General features: G+C 63.8%; 17 protein-coding genes and 1 tRNA gene. 12 read left to right on the forward strand and 6 right to left on the reverse strand.

Features of this window, described 5'->3' with window-relative positions:
- Window positions 1–11 precede the first annotated feature (11 nt).
- Together MHK00_RS05485 and MHK00_RS05490 are read right to left on the reverse strand one after the other, a co-directional pair.
- Entirely contained in the window at window positions 12–716 is a 705-nt protein-coding gene (locus MHK00_RS05485; RefSeq protein ID WP_150850895.1) for a response regulator transcription factor, read from the reverse strand.
- A 186-nt stretch (window positions 717–902) separates the two neighbouring features.
- Window positions 903–2648: a pyruvate dehydrogenase gene (locus tag MHK00_RS05490; protein WP_250410787.1), complete on the reverse strand. Its 1746-nt coding sequence runs from the start codon at window positions 2646–2648 to the stop codon at window positions 903–905.
- 172 nt (window positions 2649–2820) lie between these two features.
- On the opposite strand from MHK00_RS05490, the gene MHK00_RS05495 reads away from it, so the two are divergent.
- Window positions 2821–4332 (forward strand): MFS transporter, encoded by a 1512-nt coding sequence (locus MHK00_RS05495; RefSeq protein WP_250410788.1) that lies wholly within the window; start codon window positions 2821–2823, stop codon window positions 4330–4332.
- Window positions 4298–4852 (forward strand): TetR/AcrR family transcriptional regulator, encoded by a 555-nt coding sequence (locus MHK00_RS05500; protein WP_005325753.1) that lies wholly within the window; start codon window positions 4298–4300, stop codon window positions 4850–4852. The genes MHK00_RS05495 and MHK00_RS05500 overlap by 35 nt, the downstream gene beginning before the upstream one ends.
- 28 nt (window positions 4853–4880) lie before the next feature.
- Here MHK00_RS05500 and MHK00_RS05505 read toward each other — a convergent pair.
- Window positions 4881–4953: transfer RNA gene (locus MHK00_RS05505), tRNA-Thr, on the reverse strand.
- 150 nt (window positions 4954–5103) lie between these two features.
- Here MHK00_RS05505 and thrE point away from each other — a divergent pair.
- From thrE to otsB, 5 genes are all read left to right on the forward strand, one after another.
- Entirely contained in the window at window positions 5104–6840 is a 1737-nt protein-coding gene (thrE, locus tag MHK00_RS05510; protein ID WP_250410789.1) for a threonine/serine exporter ThrE, read from the forward strand.
- A gap of 86 nt (window positions 6841–6926) precedes the next feature.
- A complete protein-coding gene (locus MHK00_RS05515) occupies window positions 6927–7298 on the forward strand; it encodes a hypothetical protein (RefSeq protein ID WP_005325749.1) in 372 nt (123 codons plus the stop codon).
- Between the two features lie 14 nt (window positions 7299–7312).
- On the forward strand, window positions 7313–8755 hold the full coding sequence (locus tag MHK00_RS05520; protein ID WP_200435759.1) for an alpha,alpha-trehalose-phosphate synthase (UDP-forming): 1443 nt from the start codon (window positions 7313–7315) through the stop codon (window positions 8753–8755).
- The gene (locus MHK00_RS05525) at window positions 8752–9273 is read left to right on the forward strand and encodes an META domain-containing protein (protein ID WP_005325746.1); all 522 of its coding nucleotides are present in this window, start codon (window positions 8752–8754) and stop codon (window positions 9271–9273) included. The genes MHK00_RS05520 and MHK00_RS05525 overlap by 4 nt, the downstream gene beginning before the upstream one ends.
- Window positions 9274–9291: 18 nt before the next feature.
- The gene (gene otsB / locus MHK00_RS05530; RefSeq protein ID WP_250410790.1) at window positions 9292–10074 is read left to right on the forward strand and encodes a trehalose-phosphatase; all 783 of its coding nucleotides are present in this window, start codon (window positions 9292–9294) and stop codon (window positions 10072–10074) included.
- 26 nt (window positions 10075–10100) lie between these two features.
- Here otsB and MHK00_RS05535 read toward each other — a convergent pair whose 3' ends face one another.
- Window positions 10101–11198, reverse strand: coding sequence for a LacI family DNA-binding transcriptional regulator (locus MHK00_RS05535; protein WP_208853871.1), 1098 nt, complete (start codon window positions 11196–11198; stop codon window positions 10101–10103).
- 80 nt (window positions 11199–11278) lie between these two features.
- Between MHK00_RS05535 and MHK00_RS05540 the strand changes: the two genes are divergently transcribed.
- The 5 genes from MHK00_RS05540 (at window position 11279) to MHK00_RS05560 (ending at window position 15759) form a co-directional block, all read left to right on the forward strand.
- Complete coding sequence (locus tag MHK00_RS05540) at window positions 11279–12244, forward strand: metal ABC transporter solute-binding protein, Zn/Mn family (protein ID WP_250410791.1); 966 nt, start codon at window positions 11279–11281, stop codon at window positions 12242–12244.
- Window positions 12244–12945 carry a metal ABC transporter ATP-binding protein gene (locus tag MHK00_RS05545; protein ID WP_150850867.1) on the forward strand — a complete coding sequence of 234 codons (702 nt, stop codon included), beginning with the start codon at window positions 12244–12246 and terminating at the stop codon, window positions 12943–12945. The genes MHK00_RS05540 and MHK00_RS05545 overlap by 1 nt, the downstream gene beginning before the upstream one ends.
- Window positions 12923–13837, forward strand: a complete 915-nt coding sequence (locus MHK00_RS05550; RefSeq protein ID WP_208853870.1) for a metal ABC transporter permease — start codon at window positions 12923–12925, stop codon at window positions 13835–13837. Before MHK00_RS05545 ends, MHK00_RS05550 begins: the two co-directional genes overlap by 23 nt.
- Before the next feature lie 11 nt (window positions 13838–13848).
- Window positions 13849–14685 carry a CE1 family esterase gene (locus MHK00_RS05555; protein WP_250410792.1) on the forward strand — a complete coding sequence of 279 codons (837 nt, stop codon included), beginning with the start codon at window positions 13849–13851 and terminating at the stop codon, window positions 14683–14685.
- Between the two features lie 63 nt (window positions 14686–14748).
- Window positions 14749–15759 carry an HNH endonuclease signature motif containing protein gene (locus MHK00_RS05560; protein WP_250410793.1) on the forward strand — a complete coding sequence of 337 codons (1011 nt, stop codon included), beginning with the start codon at window positions 14749–14751 and terminating at the stop codon, window positions 15757–15759.
- 15 nt (window positions 15760–15774) lie between these two features.
- On the opposite strand, the gene rlmB is transcribed toward MHK00_RS05560, so the two are convergent.
- The gene (gene rlmB, locus MHK00_RS05565) at window positions 15775–16722 is read right to left on the reverse strand and encodes a 23S rRNA (guanosine(2251)-2'-O)-methyltransferase RlmB (RefSeq protein WP_005325725.1); all 948 of its coding nucleotides are present in this window, start codon (window positions 16720–16722) and stop codon (window positions 15775–15777) included.
- 22 nt (window positions 16723–16744) lie between these two features.
- Complete coding sequence (cysS, locus tag MHK00_RS05570; RefSeq protein WP_250410794.1) at window positions 16745–18133, reverse strand: cysteine--tRNA ligase; 1389 nt, start codon at window positions 18131–18133, stop codon at window positions 16745–16747.
- Between the last annotated feature and the right edge of the window lie 21 nt (window positions 18134–18154).

Consider the following 18154-nt stretch of genomic DNA (forward strand, 5'->3'; position numbering starts at 1 on the left):
ACTTAAGCACTTTAGGAGCGCGGGGTGCGCAGTACATAACCCACGCCGCGCACGGTGTGAATCAGCTGCGTCTCGCCGGTATCGATCTTGCGGCGCAGGTAAGAGATATAGGACTCGACCACGTTGCCATCGCCGCCGAAATCGTAGTGCCACACATTGTCCAAAATCTTGGACTTAGACAGCACCACTTCCTTGTTTTGCATCAGGTAGCGCAGGAGGTTGAACTCGGTGGGCGAAAGCTCGATGAGCTCACCGGCCTTGGTGACCTCATGGGTGTCATCGTTGAGGGTAAGGTCCGCGTAGCTCATGGTGGCATCGTTGGTGGATTCTTCCGCCGCGCCACCGCGGCGCATGATGACGCGCAGGCGAGTGATAACTTCTTCCAGGCTAAATGGCTTGGTCACGTAATCATCCGCGCCGATGGTCAGTCCGTGGATGCGCTGGTCCACACCGTCCTTAGCGGTGAGGTAGAGCACCGGGCCGTCCAGGCCTTCTTGACGCAGCTTGCCCAGCAGCTCGAAGCCATCCATACCCGGCATCATGACGTCCAGGATGTAGGCATCTGGGTTTACCTCGCGGGCAATGCGCAGCGCCTCGTTGCCGGAATTGGCGCTAAATACCTCGAAGTTCTGGAACTTCAGCGATACGGTAAGCAGCTCCACAATATTGGGTTCGTCATCGACGACAAGAACCTTGGCGAGTTTAGTGTCTTCCATGTTCTCCTCAGACTCCCTTAAAGGTTGTGATTTTCTAACACGTCATCATGGCACGCTTGCTTTCCAGCCTACTGAAGAGTTTCTGCCTGAATCCTGTGAACGTGGATGCTCGGCCTGGTCGGGGCAAAAGAAAACCACGCCCTTCCCCAGGTGAGGAAGGGCGTGGTAGCTAGCGCAGCGCGCTATTTAGAAGTCCTGCGGGCGCGGGATGTTGCGCAGGTTGGACTTTGCCATGGTGATCATCTGGCCAACGCCACCGTCCAGAACGGTGCGGGTTGCAGCCTTGGAGAAGCCCATGAGCTGCTCGATGGTCAGCGTCGGTGGCAGGGAGAGGGCGTTGGGGTCAGTAACGACGTCGATAAGAGCCGGGCCGTTATAAGCCAGTGCCTTCTTGATCTGCTCCGGTGCGTCCTTCGGATCCTCGATGCGGAAGTGCTTGATGCCGGAAGCCTCTGCAATCTTGGCAAAGTTGACGGAATCGTGGTCGGTCTCGTGCTCCGGCAGACCCTGCACCAGCATCTCCAGCTTGACCATGCCCAGGGAAGAGTTGTTGAACACGAACATCTTGATAGGCAGGTTGTGCAGCTTCACGGTGAGCAGCTCACCCATCAGCATGGACAGTCCGCCGTCACCGGAGAAGGTGATGACCTGGCGGCCCGGGTTAGCGGCCTGTGCACCCAGTGCCTGCGGCAGGGCGTTGGCCATGGTGCCGTGGCGGAAGGAGCCGATCTGCTCGCGCTTGCCGTTGGCGGTGATGTAGCGAGCGCCCCACACGTTGCACATGCCGGTATCGACGGTGAAGATGGCATCTTCATCCGCGTTCCTATCAATCAGGTCTGCAATGTACTCCGGATGGATCGGGGTGTGCTTGTCCACGTTGGAGGTATAAGCCTCAACGACGTGCTCCAGCTTGCCGTAGTGCTTCTTGAGCATCTTGTCCAAGAAGGAGCGATCCTTCTTCTCATCCACGTGCGGCAAGATGTTCTCGATGGTGGCGGCTACGTCACCGGTGACCGGGTAGGAAATCTTGGTGCGGCGGCCGATGTGGGAGCCGTTGATGTCCACCTGTGCCACGTTGGCATCCGGCAGGAAGTCGTTGTACGGGAAGTCGGTACCCAGCAGGATGAGCAGGTCAGCCTCGTGGGTGGCCTCGTGTGCCGCACCGTAGCCCAGCAGGCCGTTCATGCCTACGTCGAACGGGTTCTCGTACTGGATGTACATCTTGCCACCCAGGGCGTGGCCGATGGGAGCCTTGATCTTCTCGGCCAGCTTGAGCACCTGCTCGCGGGCATCCTTGACGCCGGCGCCAACGAAGAGGGTGACGGACTTAGCCTCGTTGATGGCCTGGGTCAGGGCAGCAGCCTCGGCCGGATCCGGGAAGACGACCGGGCGGCCAGCAGAGATCTTGGACTCGACGAAGGAGTCATCCTCAGCGTCCTGCATGGAAACGTCACCCGGGATAACGAGGACGGATACGCCATTGCCGGCCATGCTGGACTGGATGGCGTGGTGCAGGACAACGCCGCCCTGCTCAGCGGAGTTGACCATCTCGCAGTAGCCAGAGCACTCCTGGAAGATTGCCTCTGGGTGGGTCTCCTGGAAGAACTTGGAGCCGATCTGGCGAGATGGGATGTGGGAAGCCAGTGCCAGCACCTTGGCGCCGTTGCGGTGGGCGTCGTACAGGCCCTGAATCAGGTGGGTATTGCCCGGGCCGCAGGATGCAGCACATACAGCCAGCTTGCCGGTGGTCAGGGAGTCTGCCTCGGCAGCGAAGGCTGCTGCTTCCTCGTTGCGGACGTGAATCCACTCGATGGAGGAGCGACGAACGGCATCCACGATCGGGTTCAGGGAGTCACCGACGAGGCCATAAATGCGCTCGACACCCTGCTTTTCCAGGGTGTCAACTAGCTGTTCTGCATAGTTACGTGCCATTAAAAATCATCCTTAACTCTTAATTGGTGTTAATACCACTGTGCTACTTAGACCGCAGGAAAGTCCACTCATCTCCTATACACTCACACACTGCACCTAGCTGTGAGGAAGGCAATACTAACCTATCTTCGGCTGCAAACTGTAACGACCGTTCGGTACTGTTTACTGCGCTATGAGTATCCACCCGCCCCGCGCACAAGACCACGCCGCTGCGGCCTCCACGGCCGCCCAGCGGTGGTCTTTCTGCGCCGTCATCTCTCTGGGGTTACTCATGGTTGGGCTGGATAATTCCATCCTCTACACCGCATTGCCGCAGCTATCGCAGCAATTGCACACCACCGATACCCAGCAACTCTGGATTATCAACGCCTACGCGTTGGTGCTCTCCGGCCTCCTTCTTGGCGCCGGCACGCTGGGCGATCGCACCGGCCACCGGCGGATGTTCCTCATCGGCTTGGCCGTCTTCGGCGGCGCTTCCCTGCTCGCCGCGTATTCCCCCAGCGCCTGGACGCTGGTTGTAGGCCGCGCCTTCCTGGGCTGCGGCGCCGCCATCATGATGCCGTCGAGCCTAGCGCTAATCCGCCTGACCTTTCCCGATGAGGTGGAGCGCAACACGGCCATTGGCATCTGGGGTTCTGTCGCCGTCATCGGCGCGGCGGCTGGCCCCACCGTGGGCGGCTTCTTTTTGGAGCATTTCTGGTGGGGCTCGGTCTTTTTGCTCAATGTCCCGGTTGTGGTCGTGGCCATTGTGCTGACCTGGCTCCTTGCCCCGCCAAACGCTCCGAACCCCCTAAAACACTGGGACTTCCCTTCGTCCCTGTATTCCCTTATCACTCTCGCCAGCCTAGTGCTGGCCATCAAATCCCTGGCACATAATTGGCCGGTGAGCGCCGCCGCAGGCATCGTCTTCATCTGCGGCGCGCTCGCCTTCGGCCGCCGCCAGGCTCGCTTGTCAGATCCCCTGCTGACCTTCGACATCTTTGGCTCCCGTATCTTCAGCGGCGGGGCCCTAACGGCCGGGGGTGCCATGTTCGGCCTCGCCGGCCTGGAGCTGCTGAGTACCCAAAAGCTGCAGCTTGTCGACGCCCTCTCACCCCTCCACGCCGGCCTCATCATCTCCGCCATGGCACTGTCTGCCATCCCTACCTCCATCCTGGGTGGTGCCACCTTGCATCGCGTGGGGTTCCTCCCACTCATTAGCGGCGGATTCTTGCTCATGGCCGCCGGCATGGCCCTGGTGGTGGTGAGCCGGGGCGAGACGCTTCCCCTACTCGTCTCCGCCCTAGTGCTCACCGGCCTCGGCGCGGGCCTTGCCATGTCCGTGTCCTCCACCGCCATCATCAATGCCGCTCCCCTTCATCGCACCGGCATGGCCTCGGGCGTAGAAGCGGTTTCCTATGAATTCGGCACCCTGATCTCCATTGCACTGACCGGCACCCTCGTGCCGCTACTCATGGCCCGCGAACTGCCCCCGCACCTCGCGGAACTGGGTACCGACGCGCTGCATCACCCCGTTTCCCACGCGGCCGCCGCGAGCGCCTACAATTCCGGTTATCTTTCCACCATCGGCGGCCTAGCTTGCTTCGCCTTGCTCCTAGCCGCGATAACCGCCTGGTGTTTCCGCGATAACCCCAAATCAGGAGATCCCTATGCCGCGACTCAACAAAAAGACCGCAGCCCTTGAAGCTGCGCTCGACATCATCGCCGCCGAGGACGTCTCTGGCTTGACCTACGAATCCCTGGCGCAAGCAACCGGCATGTCCAAGTCCGGACTCATTTATCACTTCCCTACCCGCCATGATCTGCTCGTAGACTGCCATGGATTTTGCGCCGCACGCTGGGAAGCAGAACTCGAGAAGCTGGCCGGCGGCCACCCGGCAAGCGAGCTCAGCTGGGCCGAGCGTTCCCGCGCGCTCGTATTGTCGATGGGCAAAAATGATCCGCTCATCAAGCTGTTGATGTGTGTACATTCCCAGACCCACCCGGATTTTTCCGCCCAGTGGGCCGAGGTGGATGCGCGCTGGATGGTCGATCCTTCCGCCGCCGAGACGGACGAGGATAATCTGCTGATCATGCTTCTTAGTACCGGCCTGTGGGTGCACGATCACCTCAACCAGCGCAAGCTATCCCCCGCTAACCGCCAGCGCATGGTCGACCGGCTTTTTCGACTTATCGACGCCCCCTCAAAAACCACCGAAGGCTAGGCCCACACCGGGGCCCAGCCTCCTTTTGAGCTGGAGACGAGACTTGAACTCGCAACCTACGCATTACAAGTGCGTTGCGCTACCAATTGCGCCACTCCAGCACCGCGGGAGAAATCCCGCTCGTTGCATAGTACCCGAGCACCGCCGCCGAGGGGAAAGCCGGTCCCCCATCTATGCATTGACAGGGTGCAGGGGCTAAAGTTCAGGCAGAATCTATCCCACATTCCCAGCGCTTTTCGAGGGTTATTTCCGTGTCATTTTTGTCCGCTATGCGGGAGCGCCTGCGCGCTTCCTCGGGCCAGGTAGCCATCATCGACGCGGCTAAAGCCGCACCGCCGCCATCACCACTCGCCCCGGTCGATCTCACCGACGCCGCCCAGGTCAGCGGCGTTATGGAGATCGCCGCTCGCATTGGTGAAATCCTCATCGGAGCCGGCACCGCCAACTCGGATGCGCGCGCCCAGGTGCACCTGGCAGCGTCGTCGTATGGCTTGCACTACTGCCACGTGGACATCTTGATGAATACCATCACCATCCACACCACCATTGGCACCGGCGAGCAGCGCAAGAACCTGCACGTCTTCCGCGTAGTGCCGAGCATTGGCGTGGATTTTTCCAAGCTCGCGGCCGTCGATAAGCTCATTCGCTCCATCCACTCCGGCCAGATGCCGCCGGCCATGGCGGAGCAGCGCCTCGATGAGATCGACCGCATGCCCGCGCCCTATAAGCCGTCCACGGTGATGCTCGGCTGGGGCGCGATGGGTGGCCTGATTTCCATGATGCTTGGCGGCGACCTGCTCGTCGGCGTGGTGGCGTTTGTGGTCTCCGCGTTCATCATGGGCTTGAACGCCTGGTTGGCCAATTACCGCCTGCCGCCCTTTTATCAGAATGCGGTCGGCGGCTTTTTCGCCGTCTTCCCGGCCGCCATTTTGTACAACGTCGCAGCCTCCTTCGGCATTAATTTCTCGCCCACGCAGATCATTGCCTCCGGCATCATCGTGCTGGTGGCGGGGCTGACGTTGGTGCAATCGCTTGTCGACGGCATCACGCGCGCCCCCGTTACCTCCTCCGCCCGCTTCTTTGAGGCGCTGCTATCTACCGGCGCCATCATCGCCGGCGTCGGTGTGGGCATCCAGCTGGCCGATTCGCTGGGCTTTAACCTGCCGCCGCTGGCCACGCTGGCCCCACCGGTCTACCACGAAATTCCACTGCTAGTGCTGCTCGGCGGCACGGGTTCTGCTGCCTTTGCGCTGGCCTGCGGCGCAGCCTGGATTGAGATCACCATGTCTGGCCTTACGGCCGCAGCCGGCATGATTTTCTATTACTTCGTGGTGGTGCCCTTCGGCGTCGGCCCGGTGATTGCCTCTGGTCTTTCCGCGGTGGTCGTTGGCCTCGCCGGCGGTTTGATGTCGCGCCGCTGGGGAATTCCGCCGCTTATCACCATGATCGTGGGCTATACGCCGATGCTGCCCGGCCTCATGCTCTACCGCGGCATGTACGCCTCTCTCAATGAGCAGATGATTACCGGCTTTACCAATATGGCGATGGCGCTGGCCATCTCCGGCGCCCTGGCCGCCGGCGTAGTACTGGGCGAGCGTGTGGCTCGCCGCCTGCGCCGCCCGCAGTACTTCCGCCCGTACACCACCTTCAAGCGCATCGGCCGCTTCTCCTTCCATAAGGCCACGCACTTGGCCCGCAAGGCCCCGCGCATCCCGCGCGTGCCGATGTCCCCGTTTGCCCCGCGCGTCAATCGCCCGGAGTTACCACCCAAGCTCGGGCCGAAGCCGCCGCAGCAGCACCCGCGCCACGAGGCCCAAAACCATGCGCCGCATACCCGCTCGGCCGCGGACCTGTGGCCGGAAGATTCCCAGTGGCCGGCGCAGCCGCAGCAGCGCGAGAAGACCACCTATACCGTGCCCGGCACCGAAACCTTTCGTGCCCAGAAACCGGAGCAACCGGGCACCGAATCCGGACCCGAGCGGCCCTAAACGCCGCCGGTAGCGTACAATATTTGCTCTGATAGCTTTTCTTGCAAGCGCTTAAGTAGTTTCCACAACGTTCAGGAGGACACGTCGTGCCACCCAAGGTCCAAGACACCCACCCACAGGCTGACCAGAATCACGCCCTTGAGGAGGAGACCTCCCGCGCAGCCCGCCGCATCGTGGCCACCTATGCGCAGGACTTCCTCGACGGCGTGACCCTGATGTCCATGCTGGGCGTGGAGCCAAAGGGCCTGGTGCACAAGAAGGTGCTGGCGGAGCAAGCCGATGCCGCTCCCAAGAAGTCGACCAAGAAATCCAGCAAAAAGTCCACGAAGAAGTCGACGAAGAAGTCCACCAAGAAATCGACGAAGAAGTCGACCAAGAAGGCTACAAAGAAGGCCACCAAGAAGGCGACGAAGAAGGCCTCCAAGAAGGCAACGAAGAAGTCCACTAAGAAGTCTTAAGTTATTCTTGCACCATGAGTGAGCGTGGCAATGACTTCGTGGTGGTGGCCAACCGCCTGCCGGTAGATCTGGAAACCCGGCCCGATGGCAGCCATACCTGGACGCCCTCGCCGGGCGGTCTGGTCACCGCATTGTCTCCAGTCCTCGAATCACACCAGGGATGCTGGGTGGGCTGGCCCGGTGTGGCCGATGCCGCGCCAGAGCCCTTCCGCACCGATACCGGCGTGCTGCTGCACCCAGTCAAGCTCACCGAGTCCGATTTCGAGGGCTTTTATGAGGGTTTTTCTAATGCCACCTTGTGGCCGCTCTACCACGATCTCATCGTCACCCCTACCTATGACCGCGATTGGTGGCACGCCTATCGCGAGGTCAACCTGCGTTTTGCAGACGAGGTAGCCGAGGTCGCCGCCGAAGGCGCCACCGTGTGGGTACAGGACTACCAGCTGCAGCTTTTGCCTGGCATCCTGCGCCAGAAGCGCCCGGATCTCACCATCGGATTTTTCCTGCACATCCCCTTCCCTTCCGCCGATCTCTTCCGCCAGCTGCCCTGGCGCGAGGAGCTCGTGCGCGGGCTGCTTGGCGCGGATCTCATCGGCTTCCACCTGGAGGCCAATGCCCGCAACTTCTTGGAGCTTGCCCGCCGCCAGGGCCTCGACGTACAAGGCGAGGCCAGCACCCGCGAGGTCACCGCGCATATTCGCCTGCCGCAGGGGCGCACCATCGGCGTGGGCGCCTTCCCCATTTCCATCGCCGCGAAGGACTTTGCCGCATTCACTGGGGAGGAGAAGGGGGACGTCGCCAAGCTGCGCGAAGAGCTGGGCTCGCCCAGGCGCATTATCTTGGGCGTGGATCGCCTCGATTACACCAAAGGCATCCTGCAGCGGCTGACCGCCTTTGAGGAGCTGCTGGACACCGGCGCGCTCGACCCGGAGGAGGTGACGCTGGTGCAGCTCGCCACGCCGTCGCGCGAGCGCCTCGACCATTACAAGGCCACCCGCTCCAAGGTGGAAGAAGCCGTTGGCCGCATCAACGGGCGCTTCGCCCGCGTAGGTCACCCGGTGGTGCACTACCAGCACCGCGGCGTGGCCAAGAGTCTCCTGCGCTGCTACTACCGCATGGCCGATGTCATGCTGGTGACCCCCTTCAAGGACGGCATGAACCTGGTAGCCAAGGAATACGTGGCCTGCCACGACGATGGCTCGGGCGCGCTGGTGCTCTCCGAGTTCGCCGGCGCGGCCGATGAGCTCAACCAGGCCTACCTGTGCAATCCCTTCGATATCGAGTCCGTCAAGGCCGCCTTGCTCAATGCGCTCAAGGCGCTTGACGACGCCCCCTCCACCATGACCCAGCGCATGCTCACCATGCACCAGCAGGTCACCGAGCACGACGTGCAGCTATGGTCCCAGTCCTTCCTGGGCTGCCTGCGCCAAGCAGAAGAACAGGGGGCGGGCGCATGATGTCTCGCTTTCCCCGCCTGGCCGCAGTGCCCATTGCCGCGACCTGCGCCGCCGCATTACTGGCCGGCTGCGGCTCCGGCGACGAGGAGCCCCAAGCCCCTGGCGATGAGCAGATCTTGGATAAGCAGTGGCAGGTAGTCTCCATCAACACCACCCCGGATGCCGCCTCCACCATCCCGGAATCCATCCCGCAGGCACCCACGTTGAGTTTTGGCCAATCCACGATGGTGGGCACCACCGGGTGCGCCCAAATGGTGGGCAAGGTGACCTATTCCGCCGATGATGAGCGCCAAAACATCCGCGAGGGCAACCGCCTCCACTTCGATGAGGTGGAGTTTGACGAGACCGCCGAAGATTGCCACGGCGCGTCCGTGTGGGCCGATAACCTGCTGCGCAACCTGATTTCCGCGGACCACGATTTTCACTACACCGTCAATTCCAATAACCAGCTCGTCTTGGAACTGGTCACCGATGAGGTGGACTCGCCGTCTATCAAGTTGGTTTCCCTCGGCGGTTAGTTGCGTAGGCTAGAAGCCATGACGCTTTCAACTGCCATCAAGGCCCTTGCCGCCGCCGAGCACCTCGCGGTGGTCTCGGATTTCGACGGCACGCTCTCCCCCTTCGCCACGGCCATCTATGAGGTCGAAATGAACCAGGAATCACTGAGCGCCCTGGATAAACTGGCCCACCTGCCGAATACCACCGCGGCCGTTCTCTCCGGCCGCCACCTCGACGGCCTGCAGCGCGTGTGCCCTCTGCGGGAGCCCGTGCTCTTCGGCGGCTCCCACGGCGCCGAATCCTCGTGGGAGGAAACGAAACTGACCCCCGCGATGCGCGAGCACCTCGCCACCAAGGAAGCCGAGATCCGCGCGATCATGGAGCGCTTCCCCGGCGCGGACATCGAGGTCAAACCCTTCCAGCGCGTATTGCACCTGCGCGCGCTCGAGGATTCCGATCCAGAAGCTGCCGCCCAAGCCTATGAAGCCGCTCTCGCGCTCGATCCGGGCGGCTTCCCCCGCACGGCCGGCAAGTCCGTGGTGGAGTTCTCCGCCACCCAGGCCACCAAGGGCACGTGGATTGAGAACCTGCGCGAGCGCACCGGAGCCACCGCCATGGTCTTCTTGGGCGATGACGTCACCGATGAGGACGGTTTCCGCGCCCTGCACCAGCCGCCAGACGTTGGCGTCAAGGTCGGCGAGGGCGATACGGCGGCCGTAGTGCAGCTTGCCGACGTCGACGCCGTCGCCCACTTCCTCACCGAACTCGCCGCCGCCCGCGCGGCTCATGTCGGCCGTCCCAACAACGGCGGCGCTGCCTAACACGCCGCAGCCTAACGAAGCGGCACCTAGCGCGGCGGCGCCACCGTCCGCCCGGCCGCGAAGCTGGTCTGCAGCACGCGCCGTAGCATCGCGGCTTCGCTCGCGTCCGAGCCCTCCGCGCCGGCGATAAGCTTGGCGAGCATGTGGCCGGCGGCCGCGCCCTTGGCCTTATTGGGCTGGACGATCGTCGTCAAGCCAAGGCGCTGCGCCGCATCAATGCCGTCGAAGCCGGTAACGGACAGCTCGCCGGGGACGTCGATGCTCCGCTCGCGCGCATAGGTCATCACGCCTAGCGCCATGGAGTCGGTGGTGCACAGGACGGCGGTGAGGTCTGGGTGGGCGTCGAGAAGCAACTGCGCGGCCGCACGCGTGGTCTGCGCATCGTTGATGTGCTGGGTAACCACGGGCACGGTCTCGGGCGCGATGCCCGCCTGTGCAAAGACGTCCATGGCTCCCATGACCCGGGCGCGCTGCACGTGCATATCGGCGCCCTGGAGCTCACCCCACGAAATGGGGCCATCGTGGCGCTCGCGCTTGAGGCGAATCGCCAGCACGCCGATCTTGCGGTGGCCGGCCTCCACCAGCGCGCGGGCGGCCGGGGCAATCGCCGCGCGGTCATCGATGCCCACGAACGGCAGGCCCGAATCCGTCGGCTGATCGCAGACCACCACCGGCAGCCCGCGGCCGCGCGCCGCCTCGAGGTAGGCGTCCCCGGCCGCCACGGAGTAGACCACAAAGCCATCCACCGCGGCCGAGCCCACCAGGCTGGCCGCCTCCGCCTCGCCCTCCGGACCGGCCGGGATGAGGGTGAGCGTGGTCTGCGCGCCGGCCGAGGCTTCTGCCATGCCGGCCAGGAAATCCACCGAGGCCATGTCCTCGAAGGCATAGGACAGGTGCTCGGTCAGCAGCACGCCCACCGAGCCCGCGCGGCGGGTGCGCAGGCTGCGGGCCGTGGGGTCCGGCCCGGGATACCCCCGCGCCTTCGCCGCCGCCAGGATGCGCTCGCGTGTTGCGGCCGAAAGCTGGTCCGGCCGGCTATAGGCATTGGATACCGTCGTGCGCGAAACACCCAGCTCGGCGGCCAGCGAGGCCAGCGTTTTGCGGGTGGGGCTGCGTTTCACCATGACCGCAAGCATACCCCGCGGCTGTATTTTCAATACATATTCAATTGACAATGGTTCCCATCAAACGCACACTGGAAACTATGCATACCTCACTTCGCGCATCCGCAGCCCTCCTCGCGGCCGGTGGCCTCCTGCTGACCGCCACCGCCTGCTCCTCCGACACCGAGGACTCGGCCGCCGAGCCGGGCGCCCAGAAGAAGATCTCCATCGTCGCGTCCACCTCCATCTGGGCCGACGTCGCCGAAGCCGTGGCCGATACCGCCTCCGGCGTGGACATCGAGGTCAAGCCCATCGTCGAGGGCAACGGCGTTGACCCGCACCACTTCGAGCCTTCCGCGGCCGATATCGCCAAGGCCGAGGACGCGGACCTGCTCGTAGTCAACGGCGGCGGCTACGATTCCTGGATTTACCAGGCCGTCTCCGACCAGGACAATATCGTCTCCGCCCTGCCGCTCACCGACCACGGCAAGCTGGCCGATGACCCCAATGTCATGACCATCGACGCCGCCAAGGCCACCGCCAAGAAGGACCCGAAGAAGGTCACCAATATCGAGGGCAACGAGCACATTTGGTACGACCCGGCAGCGCTCGACGAGGTCGCAGGAAATATCGCTGACCAGATCAACGAGCTCAATACCGATGCCAACGCCAGCACCGAGCGCGTGGATTCCCACGTCGACCGCCTGCGCGACAAGCTCAAGGAACTGCCGGGCGACCTCTCCTACGCACAGACCGAGCCGATTGCGGACTACATCATGAAGTACACCTCCGGCAAGGACGTCACCCCAGAGGGCTACCGCAAGGCCACCATTTCTGAGGGCGAGCCCACCGCGGCCGACCTCGCCGCTTTCACCAAGGCCATCAAGGAAGACAAGGTAGACCTGCTCATCTTTAACCCGCAGACCGAAACCGATACCGCCGGCCGCATCAAGTCCGCCGCGGAGGATGCGGACGTCTCTATCGTCGAAATCGGCGAAACCCCGCCGGATGGCAAAGAATTCTGGACCTACTATGACGAGGTCACCGATTCCCTGGGGAAGCTCTAGTGCTCATCCACTTCCATGACGCAGCGGTTGCCCCGCTGTGGTCCAGCCTTAACCTCGCCGTTGACCGCGGCGAGTTTATCGCCGTTTTGGGCCCCAATGGCGTGGGCAAATCCACCCTGCTCGGCACCATCTTGGGCACCCGCAAGCTCACGGCCGGCAGCGTCGACGTTAACTGCCGCGTCGGCTTCATCCCGCAGCAACGCATGTTCCCGGCCGACCTGCCCCTGCGCGCCCGCGACTTAGTCTCGCTCTCCCTTGCACACGGCGCTTTCCGACGCCGCCGCCCGCCCCGCCACCGCGTCGACGAGCTGCTCGCCGAGGTCGGCGCCACCGGCCTGCGCGACCGCCGCGTCGGCCAGCTTTCCGGCGGCCAGCAGCAGCTCATCCGCCAAGCCCAAGCGCTAGCCAACGACCCCGAGCTCATCCTCGCCGACGAGCCGCTGCTCTCGCTCGACCCGGCGCGCCAGCAGGACACCGTGGACAAGCTAGATGCGCTGCGCCGCGAACGCGGCACCTCCATCATGTTTGTCACCCACGGCATCAACCCGGTGCTCGGCGTGACCGATAAGGTGCTCTACCTCGCCCCCGGCGGCCATACCTTCGGCACGGTAGATGAGGTTATGCGCTCCGATGTCCTTTCCGAGCTCTACGGTTCCAAGGTGAACGTCTTAAACGTCGATGGGAGGCTCATCGTTGTCTAGCTTTATGGAAGACACCCAGTACCTGCTCAGCGTGGACTTTGTGCAGTCCTCGCTTATCGCCTCCGCGCTGCTGGGCATCCTGTCCGGCGTGATGACCTCGCTCATCGTGCTGCGCCAGATGTCCTTTTCCGTCCACGCCACCTCCGAGCTCGCACTTATGGGCGCCTCGGCCGCGCTGCTCTTCGGCCTCAACCTCGGCTTCGGCGCCGTGGCCGGCGCCATCGTGGCCGCCATCATCCTCGCCGTACTGGGCTTCAAAGGCCAACAAGATAGCGCCATCGGCGTGGTCATGAGCTTTGGCTTGGGCCTCTCGGTGCTGTTTTTGCACCTCTACCCCGGCAACGCGAATACCGCGATGACGCTGCTGACCGGCCAGATCGTCGGCGTCTCTTCCGCCTCGGTATGGCTCTTGGCCGCAACCACCGTGGTCATACTCGCCGCCGTCGCCATCCTGTGGCGGCCCATGCTCTTCGCCTCGGCCGACCCGGTCATGGCCCAGGCCGCCGGCGTACCCACCCGCTTCATTTCCGTCGCCTTCGCCGTGCTCGTAGGCTTGGCGGCCGCGCAGTCGGTACAAATCGTCGGCTCGCTGCTCGTCATGGCGCTGCTCATTACCCCGGGTGCGGCGGCCGTGCAGATTACCTCCTCGCCCCTGCGCGCGGTCATGTGGGCCACCATTTTCGCCGAGGTCTCGGCCGTCGGTGGCTTTGTCTTATCGCTCGCGCCCGGCCTTCCGGTCTCGGTCTTTGTTACCACGATTTCTTTTGTCATTTACCTGGTGTGCCGCCTCATTGGCTGGCAGCGCAATAAAAAGGCGGTGCGCGACGAGGTCGCCGCAAAGCGCTTCCACGCCGACTGCCACAGCACCGCCGAAGAGCACCACGCCGACTAGACTGGGCGGCTATGCACGTACACCGCCGCACCGCGGATGTGGATGGCCGCACCCGCCGCTTTCTCGTCATCACGCCGGATAACCCCGGCCCGCGCCCGAACCTCTTGCTCTTCTTCCACGGCTCGCTGCAGTCCGGAAACGTGATGCGCCGCTTTACTAACGGCACCTTCGACGAGCTTGCCGACGCCACCAATACCGTCCTCGTCTACCCCGACGGCGTCGACCGCCATTTCAACGATTGCCGCAGCATCCTGCCCGTCACCGCCCGCGCGGAGAACGTGGACGACGTTGCCTTCGCCGCCTACCTCGTCGAGGAGATGCAGCGCGAATTCGGCACCGCCCGTACCTTTGCCTGCGGCTACTCCAATGGCGGGCAGATGGTGCTCCGCTTGCTTTTCGACGCACCCTTTGCCCTCACCCGCGCTTGCATCTTCGCCTCCACCCTGGGCGAGGGCGATAACCACGCGCCCAGCAACCCGGCCGGTTACCGGCCCACTCCATTGCTGTTTTTCCACGGCACCGCCGACCCATACGCGCCCTATGAGGGCGGCATCGCCGGGCTGGATGCCGAGCGCACCCGCGGCCGTGTGCTTTCCGCCCCGGCCACCGCCGAGCACTTCGCGCTGGCCAATGGCTGCCAGCCACCCCGCGACTACCACCCCACCGCGGATGTCACCGCCACCGCATACGACGGCGATTTCCCCGTCGAGCTGTGGACCATGGAGGGCCTCGGCCACGTGATTCCCTCTAGCATGAAAACCGACCCACGCATAGGCCCAAATACGGATTCCTTCCGCGCTGTGGATAAGGTCCGCGAGTTCTTCGTCCTCGACGACGCCCAGGCCTAGTTATCCACAGCTGCGTGCCACGCACCGCGCGCCGGCGTGCACCCGCACTTAACGTGTGGAGCCGTGAACGCGCTACAGAATTTCTTGACAGGCCTGGCCGCCGGCATGGACATTATCGCCGACTGCCACGGCCTTACTAAGCGCGCGCTTATCGACGCCGGCTGCCCCGACACCACCGCCGCCCGCCTGCTTGCCCTCGCCGATACCTACTTCGGCCCCACCGCGTTTAGCCGCCTCCAGCGCGAATCCATCGCCGCGGCCCGCACCAACGAGCACAGCCTCACCGCGCTGCTGGCCATCGAGCGCCACGCCACCAAGCTGAAGAGTAAGCGCCAGGCCTGGGCGCTGCGACGGGAGCTATGTGGGATGAAGGGGGATGCGTCGGACGTCGACAAGCAGGGGCGCAAACGCGTGCGCGAGATTAAAGGCCCGCCGCAGCGCAAGCCCGGAGTCAAGCTCTACCGCCGCGCCGATGGACCGTGGACCATGACGATTACCGGCAAGTCTGCGGACATCGCGGATATGCACGCCGCGCTCGATAAGGACGCCCCGCTCGATTCGGTGCGCAAGATTTTCCAAGGCACCGCCGCGACTTCCCCCACGTCCGTGACCACCAATGTGGTGCTGCGCCTGGACGAACTCGACCGCGTCGTCGACACCGCGGGCGATGACATCACCCTGCAGCTGACCAATGGTGCCCGGATAACCGGCGCGGACCTAGTGCGTCGCGCATTCACCGCGCACGGTTATGTGACTCTGATCCACCCCGTGAAAGGCCCGGTGAACCTCTATCGCACCGAGCGGCTCGCCTCGCCGAAGCAGCGCACCATGGCCGCCGCGGAAAATCCCACCTGCCCGTGGCCGCAGTGCAATTACCCCGCCGATGAATGCCAAGTCCACCACCTCACCGCGTGGCGCCACGGCGGCGAGACCAACCCCGAAAACCTCACCATCGCCTGCCCATATCACAACGGCGTCAACGACGATGACCCCAACGCCCCGCCGCTGCGCGGCCGCCTGGCCAGGGTGGATGGAACCATTAAGTGGCTGCCACCCTGGGCGGAAAGCGGCTAGAAACCTCGCCGGAGGTTACTGGGCCGCGCGGCGCTGGCGTGCGAATTCGGAGAGCACGGAACCGGCCGCGACGGAAGCATTGAGGGACTCGACCCAGTCCGTCATCGGGATGGACATGATGACGTCGCAGTTCTCGCGCACGAGGCGGGAGATGCCCTTGCCTTCGGAACCGATGACGATGACCACGGGATCCGTCGCGCCGTTATAGGTGTCCAGCGTGTGCTCGCCGCCGGCGTCGAGGCCGACGACCTGGTAACCGCTCTTTTGGAATTGCTGCACGGTGCGGGTGATATTCGTCGCGCGGGCAACCGGCAGGCGCGCCGCCGTGCCGGCCGAGGTACGCCACGCCACGGCGGTTACGGACGCGGAGCGGCGCTCAGGGATGATGACGCCGTCGCCGCCGAAGGCCGCCACGGAACGGATGACCGCGCCGAGGTTGCGCGGATCGGTGATGTTATCCAAGATGACGAACATGCCTGGGCGTGCGTTCTCGGCCGCACGGGCGATGAGCTCGTCGACGTCGGCGTATTTATACGGCGGGATCTGCAACCCGATGCCCTGGTGCATGCCGTTACCGGTCATGCGGTCCATCTCGTGGCGTTGCACCTCGATGATGGGGATATTGCGGGTATTGCACATGGCCACGGCCTCGGACAGGCGCTTGTCATTGCGGGTACCGGCCACAATGTAGAGCGTGGTGGCCGGCACCTTGGCGTGCAGGCACTCGATGACCGGGTTGCGGCCCACGACCATCTCGGCGGTCTCTTTCTGGTGGCGGCCGGAGTTGCGGCGGTCGCGCTCCAGCTTGGCCTTGTGCTTGGCGTGGTAGATGCGGTCCTCTGCCTTGGGCGTCGGGCCCTTACCGGCCAAGCCCTTGCGGCGCTGGCCGCCGGAGCCTTTGGTTGCGCCTTTCTTATTGGTCTTGCGGATTCCCGCGCCACCGCGGCCGTGGGTACGTGCCATAATCTATGTCCTTTCGGAGTGCTTAACGCTGCGCCAGCGACCAGGTCGGGCCGTCTGGGGTATCGGTGATGGTGATGCCGGCGACCGCGAGGCGGTCTCGGACGGCGTCGGCAGTAGCGAAGTCCTTGTCCGCGCGCGCCTGGGTGCGCCGCTCCAGCTCAGCTTGTACCAACGCATCCAGCGCGGCATCCGCCCCGCTAGCTTGCGCTCCATCTTCCCACTCCAGCGGGTCAAAACCAAGTACGTGCGCCATCGCGCGGACCTGGCCAGCCAGCGTGCGTGCCTCGGCCTCATCGCCGGCCGCGAGCGCCTTATTGCCAGCGCGGACGGTGGTGTGGATTTCCGCCAGGGCCTTGGGCACCGCGATGTCATCATTCATCGCGTCTGCAAAGCCCTGCGTCCACTCGCCAAGCTCCAGATCGTCAAAGTGGCCGAGGAAGTCCTCGATGCGGCGGTAGCCAGCGGCGGCCTCGGTCAGCGCGGCCTCGGAGTACTCCAGCACGGAGCGGTAGTGTGCCGAGCCCAGGTAGTAGCGCAGCTCCACCGGGCGCACCAGCTCCAGCATATTCGGGATGGACAGCACGTTGCCCAGGGACTTCGACATCTTCTCGCCTGACATCGTCACCCAGTGGTTGTGCATCCAGTAGTTGGCGAACTTATCGCCGGCCGCATGCGACTGCGCGATTTCGTTCTCGTGGTGCGGGAACTGCAGGTCCAGGCCGCCGCAGTGGATATCGAAATTAGAGCCCAGGTAATAGGTGGACATGGCCGAGCACTCCAGGTGCCAGCCAGGGCGGCCGTCGCCCCACGGGGTGGGCCAGCTGGGCTCACCCGGCTTCGCGGCCTTCCACAGCGCAAAGTCCTGAGGCCCGCGCTTTGCGGAATCCTCGCCCTCACCCTGTTCCATCTCCTCTACCTTGTTGCCAGATAGCGAACCATAATCGGAGCCTTCGGCCTTGGTCCACGCGGCAACGTCAAAGTAGACGGAGCCATCGGCGGGGTAGGCAAAGCCGGCGTCGATAAGCCGTTGCATATAGTCGACCATCTGGGTGACAAAGCCGGTTGCGCGCGGCTCTACCGAAGGAGGAAGAACGCCCAGGGTGTTATAGGCCTTAGTGAACTCGCGCTCATAGGTGGACACCCACTCCCACCAGGGGCGATTATTCTCGGCCGCCTTGGTGAGGATCTTGTCATCGATATCGGTGACGTTGCGCACCAGGGCTACGTCATAGCCTTGGGCGAGCAGCCAGCGGCGCAGGATGTCGAAGGCGACGCCGGAGCGCAGGTGCCCGATGTGCGGTTGGGCCTGCGGGGTGGCGCCGCACAGATAGATGGAGGCGTGGCCGGGGCGAATCGGCTCGAAATCGCGTTGGCTGCGGGTGGCTGTGTCATAAATGCGCAAAGTACTCACGCCACACAGTCTAATTGACGC

This window comes from Corynebacterium tuberculostearicum, from assembly GCF_022347385.1.
GTDB lineage: Bacteria > Actinomycetota > Actinomycetes > Mycobacteriales > Mycobacteriaceae > Corynebacterium > Corynebacterium tuberculostearicum_M.